This is a genomic window from Microcoleus sp., from assembly GCF_041354475.1.
GTDB lineage: Bacteria > Cyanobacteriota > Cyanobacteriia > Cyanobacteriales > Microcoleaceae > Microcoleus.
The window spans coordinates 81636-88084 of record NZ_JBGJZU010000018.1; the positions used below are offsets into that span (position 1 = coordinate 81636).

General features: G+C 47.1%; 5 protein-coding genes. 4 read left to right on the forward strand and 1 reads right to left on the reverse strand.

Translation table 11 applies throughout. The annotated features are described in order from the left end of the window. Positions 1-77: 77 nt before the first annotated feature. Both ACBR23_RS09855 and ACBR23_RS09860 read left to right on the forward strand, forming a co-directional pair. Complete coding sequence (locus ACBR23_RS09855) at positions 78-989, forward strand: hypothetical protein (RefSeq protein ID WP_371118918.1); 912 nt, start codon at positions 78-80, stop codon at positions 987-989. 166 nt (positions 990-1155) lie between these two features. Next, positions 1156-1281 carry an IS4 family transposase gene (locus tag ACBR23_RS09860; RefSeq protein WP_371113690.1) on the forward strand — a complete coding sequence of 42 codons (126 nt, stop codon included), beginning with the start codon at positions 1156-1158 and terminating at the stop codon, positions 1279-1281. Between the two features lie 124 nt (positions 1282-1405). On the opposite strand, the gene ACBR23_RS09865 is transcribed toward ACBR23_RS09860, so the two are convergent. Next, entirely contained in the window at positions 1406-2317 is a 912-nt protein-coding gene (locus tag ACBR23_RS09865) for a hypothetical protein (protein ID WP_371118917.1), read from the reverse strand. A 478-nt stretch (positions 2318-2795) separates the two neighbouring features. Here ACBR23_RS09865 and ACBR23_RS09870 point away from each other — a divergent pair, with 478 nt between their 5' ends. Both ACBR23_RS09870 and ACBR23_RS09875 read left to right on the forward strand, forming a co-directional pair. Next, the gene (locus ACBR23_RS09870; protein WP_371113780.1) at positions 2796-5168 is read left to right on the forward strand and encodes a ribonuclease R family protein; all 2373 of its coding nucleotides are present in this window, start codon (positions 2796-2798) and stop codon (positions 5166-5168) included. Positions 5169-5622: 454 nt separating this feature from the next. Next, on the forward strand, positions 5623-6255 hold the full coding sequence (locus ACBR23_RS09875; protein ID WP_371118916.1) for a flavin prenyltransferase UbiX: 633 nt from the start codon (positions 5623-5625) through the stop codon (positions 6253-6255). Positions 6256-6449: the final 194 nt, after the last annotated feature.

Sequence of the window (6449 nt, forward strand, 5' to 3'; positions counted from 1 at the left end):
AGGTAATGTAGAGCCTACCAAGTATCAATTACTAATTTCTAATTCGCAATTCCCAATTCGCAATTCCCATTTAACATATGTCCTCATCCAATTCAAAAACCAAAATCCAAAATCCCAAATTGACCAATTTGTCAGAAACTGCTGAATTGTTTTTTTTGGCGGTCTCTGCCGTTGGATTAGCGGCTAGTTTGGTTTTCCAGCAGAGCATTTATGCCCAGGTGCCGATCGCCATTGCGCTACTGTTGAATTTTGTGAATCGACAGAAGTTGCAGCAGCAAATTAGGATGAGTACGGCTTCAACGTTCGATCGGGTAGATCGACACGCGACAACAACCGATCGCGCGATCGAACAATTACAAATTGCCGTAAAATCCTTAGATCAAGCTCTCCCGCAAACAGCCAACGAAAATATCAATGCTCAACCGGGAGAGAACGTACATTCTTTAATTTCAGCCGTTGAAAATATGCGTCAGCGGTTAATAATTTTAGAAAAAACCATGAAAATGATTCAAACCGAGATCGAAATTACCAGCCGCCAATTCAAACAGCGGCCAGAGTTACAACAAGTCGAAACTTTAACAACAATCATTCTCGATTTGCAGCAATTTATCAACGAACTGCCGCAGTGGGGAAATTTGCAACAACGACAGCTAACAGAACTTCAGCAACAAGTAGAAAAGGCTTTGGGTGAGCTATCCCAAGAAATTGCTACTATTCCTAACCAGGTACAGGAGGCGGTAGAGCGTCACGGCGGGGAAATCAACCGAAATTTGGATTCCGGCTTAAAAGGCGATCGACCTAAAAGCTATGATGTTGAAAAAATTAGACAGAAGTATCCCAGAGCTTATGTCAAGTGGAGTCGAGAAGAAGATGAGAAGTTGAAGAATGAATATGCTAGCGGTCAAAAAATTGGCGAATTAGCCAAGAAATTTCAGAGACAATCTGGGGCGATTCGTTCGCGATTGCGAAAATTAGGATTAATGGAATAATGGTAATAGGGCATGGGGCACTTGTGTCCAGGGTAGTCGAAGTATCGGGCATCGGGCTATGTTATAACCTCCAGAATGGCAGGCTCTTTATGCAACAATTTATCACAAAAGTTATTCTCATTTTTACCCACCAACTTTAGGGTAAGCGGTTGGTTGGATTGCTAAATTGGGAGGTTTTTTGGGCAGAAAAGATGATGGTTTTCCGGGAGTTAAAACCTTGTGGCGTGGATTGAGAAGATTGGTAGTTACTTTTGTCAACTTTATTGTTAAGAAAGATGTTTATAAAGCATAGCCTTACTAAGGGGAGGGGGTAATATTATTGTTGTTTCCCCCCTTAATAAGGGGGGACTAAGGGGGATAAATTTGACTTTTACAAGAGTTCTATTCTGTTTTTTTAAGTGGCTTTACTTACGTTATTAAGGTAAAGATTCCAGATATTGCAGAAAGTCAAACAATTCCTCCCTACTTAAGAAGTGTCGCGCTTCCTTACCGTAACCTTGTTTGAGATAATCCTTTCCTTGACTGGGACTCCAGCCCAAGCGCTTGATTTCATCAGTGGTTCTGCTGTAGATTTCCAGGTATTCTAGGAAGTCTACCAACTCGCCCGCAGACAGCAGTGCCTGGGATAGTTTACCGTAATTTTGTTGCAGACAGTCAGTTTCTTGTTTTTTAGTCCATTTCAGGCGCTTCATGGTGGCTTCGACTTGGGCGATCGTCTCAGAAATATCCTCGATCGCATCACTCGGAATCCCAACCGCAATTGGTTCCAACTCCCTAACTTCGGCAGCCCCCTGTAAAATTTCAGTTTGGCTAGCCCTTGGCATCTCCCGTTCCTGAATCGGTGCGCCGTAGCTGGAAGACAGCCAAGCATCGGAGTCAAATTCCTCTCTAGAGGCTGTCACAGTTCGATCGACCATAGGGGGCAACGGTTCCGGTATCGGTGCGATCGCCTCTTCGATTAATGGCGATGGAGTATTGACAAAATTGCTCTGATGTGGTAAAGCAAAATTGTCAGTAGTAACAGGCCTTTCTAACACAGGAGGTGCCACGGGAGCCGGAGGTGCTACGGGAGCCGGAGGTGCTACGGGATGCGGAGAAACATGGGCGATCGTCGGAGGTTGAGCCGGATCAAATCCAAGGACAGCGAGCGATCGCAACCGAGCGCGGTCCTCAGCATCCTCAACCGACTCAGCAGCCGACATACCTGTAGCGAGAGTTTTGCCATCAACCTGAAGCAGACAGCGAACCACAAACTTGCCGTGATGAACAGTCAGCAATTCACAAATTAACTGTCCAGTGGGATAAAGGGCGCGAAATTGAGCAAACATAATGTTTTGACCCCGAAACCAGATGGGGCTTATGGCTTAAGTGTAGTACAATCAGCGAAAAAACAATTTTCTGAAAGCACCTATTCAACATACAATAAATTAAAGGTGAATCATCCGCGCAACCTTTCACGCCACTAAACCCCATGCCACATCCCGCGGTTTAAGCTAACAGCCACCGTCAGGTCATTTCTACCTATCGGAAATGGCAAAGCAACTAAGCAAAAGTAGTAAGGGTAAGAGACAGTTTTCTGCACCGTCAGAAGTCAGTTGAAGACAGACAGCAGAAAATTTGCCACCACCAGAGTCGGGAGAGAATTTCCTAAAAAAATCCCGCGCTCAAACTAGGTGGCTGTGCTTGTCTACACCTAACTAACCCCCGCCAGATCTAGGGCGTGTAAGCACAGCGAAAGCGGGAAAGAGCGTGGCGGATTTCGCCAAAATTAGACTAATTGCTGGAAAAAAGAGGATCGATCGCTACATGGAATTTTCTATCGCTGCACTGTTGGCCAATTTTACAGAAGACAAATTAGTGGCTCCCAAAGCATTAGAGAAAAAACTCGATTGCAATGATGTCACCAGTCAACTCAAACTTCAAATCGCATTAGAAGCTCTAGAGAAAATTGGGATTTTAGTCAAAGACAAAGGTCGATATCGCCGAGTAACTGAAGACGATGTGGTAGAAGCAAAACTGCGCTGTTCCAGCAAAGGATTTTGCTTCGCAATTCAAGACGCCGAAGGTTCAGAAGACGTTTACGTGCGGGAAAGTCATCTCTCAACAGCATGGAATGGCGATCGAGTCTTAGTCAAAATCATCAAAGAAGGTAGCCGCCGCCGTTCCCCCGAAGGCGAAGTGATGTTGATACTCGAACGCGCCAACCCCTCGGTACTAGCCAGAGTCAAGCAAACAGCCACCCCCACCGGCCGACTCAGCTACAGAGCAATTCCCCTCGACGATCGCCTGCTATTTGAACTAGACTTACTGGCAAACGGTACCAATCTGCAAGAGGCGATCGACCACCTGGTACACGTCGAAGTCAAACGCTATCCCCTAGGCACCCACCGCCCAGTCGGAAAAGTAGTACAGGTACTAGGTTCCGACGCCGAAGCCGCCGACGACCTCGACATCGTATGCTGCAAACACGACTTACCGCGATCGTTTCCCCCAGCAGTCATCAAAGCAGCCGAAAATTTACCCAGCAAACTCAAAAAAACCGACATCAAAAAACGCCTGGATTTGCGTAACATCCTCACAGTCACTTTCAGCAACAACGAACCGGGAGAAACCAACAGCGACAAAAATTATGATGTCCCAGAAACCGAGCCAGAAAGTTTCTCTCCCACAGCCGAAAACGAATTCGATCCAGCCTCATTCCTGTGGGACCCGCCTGTGGAACGTGCTCTCTCCATTGAAACCCTGAAATCGGGAGGTTGGCAAGTCGGAATTCACATCGCCGATGTCGCTGAGTACGTGCAACCCGAAACCCCGATCGACCGAGAAGCCCGCAAGCGAGGCACAGCAGCCCATCTGGGAGACAAAATCATCGCCGTGCTACCATCCATCGTCCACGAGCGCTGCTCTTTGCTACCAGACACCGAACGACTGGCCTTCAGCGTGTTGCTCACCCTTGACGAATCAGGGGAACTGGTTGAATACTCCATTCAAACCAGCGTCATTCAAATTGACTACCAGCTCAGCTATCACCAAGCAGAAGCAATTCTGGCATCGACCTCCGATGACGAAACTCAGCCTTTATCCACAGCCCTTCGTCCTTTCCTAGAGCAAATCTCCGCAGCCTCCCAGGCAGCCAGAAAGGCGAGGCTCCAGCGAGGAGCTTTTGAACTAAATTTGCCCGACGCCAACTCTCACTTCGACGATGAAGGGGAATTGGGAGCATTTGCGATCGCCCCCCCAGCCCAGTCTGCCGTATCTGAATTAGTCGTACTCGCCAACCAAGCCGTAGCCACCCACCTGCAAGCCTTGGGAGTCCCCGGAATTTACCGCGTCCAGCCCATGCCAGATCATGCAGACATTCAAGAGTTCATCAAACTTTCCAACAACCTCGGAGGCGAACTGTATCTGGAAAACGAAGAAGAAGTTCTGCCCCTAGACTTTCAGCGATTTACCCAGCAGTTTGCCGGATTGAAATCCGAAAGAGTGCTCACCTACCTCCTGGAAGACACCATGAAGCCGGCGGTTTACAGCACAACACCCAAGCCACACTTCGGTTTAGCTTTGGCAGAAGGTTACACGCGCTGTACTTCCCCACTATCTCGCTATGCAGATTTACTGGTGCTGCGATTGTTGCAAGCAGTATTCGAGCAAGGCCGCAGCAGCCGTACCACACGGGCCAAGGAAAAAGTTGACCTGCACCATTCCTCCTGTCACGGCCAAATTACTTGGAATGTTCTCCCCCCAGACTTACACCACGAATTTGAGACGGAGTTCGCATCAGTAGTCGTACACCTGACGGAACGGGAAAGGGTTGCTGAGGACGCTGAAAGCGATTTGCAAGGCTTGAAGAAAACCGGATTGATGAAAGAACGTACCGGTCAAACTTTCCAGGGTTTGATTACAGGTGTACAATCCTATGGTTTCTTTGTGGAAATTGAGGTGCGGCCGCCGGAGAGTGAGATTCTGCGTGTTGAAGGATTGGTGCACGTTTCTTCCTTGAAAGATGATTGGTACGAATATCGATCGCGCCAACAAACTCTAGTCGGCCGCAAAAACCGCAATCAGTACCGTTTGGGCGATCGGGTAGAAGTTCAAGTTAAGAGTGTTGACTACTATCGCCAGCAAATTGATTTAGTTGCTGTCGGTGGCGGTAGTCAAGCTTTTGATGATGATGAATAACTCAGTTGATTGTTGACAGTTGATTGTTGACGGTTAACCCTTTTTATTTTGTAGGTTGGGTAGAGCGATAGCGAAACCCAACTCTACTTAGAAAAGCTGCGTAAGTTCCTGAAAAATAGGGCAACGATAACGCTGGTTAGCATAGCCGCATACTTCCTTGCCGTATCCGGCGGCGTTGCAGGTGGCTATAGGTTTCCCCTTGCTATTATGCTCATAATCGGTCTGCTGGGTGGATATGGTTTGTGGTTGATTGTAGATAAAATTAAGCCAAAAAATATTCAGGAGTAAGGCGACATTGGTAATTTTACTGCTTTCGTGCCAGAAGAATTAGTATTATTGAACCGCGAAGACGCGAAGGACGCGAAGGAAGAAGTAAATAAGTAATATTGAGTCGGCAATGTTGGGGTAATTCGATCGCGGTATAATTAATGAGCTTATTGCTGGATCGTTGCCCATGACTAATTTTGTTTCAGTCCCCGCTAAGCCTCTAATCCTAGGAGTTACTGGTGCATCGGGACTGATTTACGCGGTGCGAACTCTCAAATATCTCTTGGAAGCCGATCGCGCTGTGGAACTGGTAGCATCTAAATCTACTTACATGGTTTGGCAAAGCGAACAGAACATCCGAATGCCCGCAGAACCAACGCTTCAAGAGGAATTCTGGCGGGCACAAGCAGGAGTCCCGAAAATGGGCAAACTCCGCTGTCATCCGTGGCAAGATGTCGGTGCTAATATTGCTAGTGGCTCCTTTCGCACCCAAGGGATGATCATTATTCCCTGTAGCATGAGTACATTAGGGAAATTGGCTGCTGGCTTGAGTTCGGATTTGCTCGAAAGAGCGGCCGATGTTCAGCTCAAGGAAGGGCGAAAATTGGTACTCGTACCCAGGGAAACGCCTTTTAGTTTGATTCACCTGCGGAATTTGACTACCTTGGCGGAAGCTGGAGCTAGAATTGTGCCTGCGATTCCTGCTTGGTATCATAATCCCCAAACTATTGAGGATTTGGTAGACTTTGTGGTTGCTCGTACTTTAGACCAGTTGGGTATTGATTGTGTGCCTCTAAAACGTTGGAAGGAAGATAGTTGACAGTTGACGGTTGACAGTTGACGGTTGACGGTTGACAAATAACAAAACAAATAACAGATAACAAATAACAAATAACAAATAACAAATAACAAATAACAAATAACAAATAACAAATAACAAATAACAACTGCCAACTGCCAACTGCCAACTGCCAACTGCCAACTGCCAACTGCCAACTGCCAACTGCCAACTGC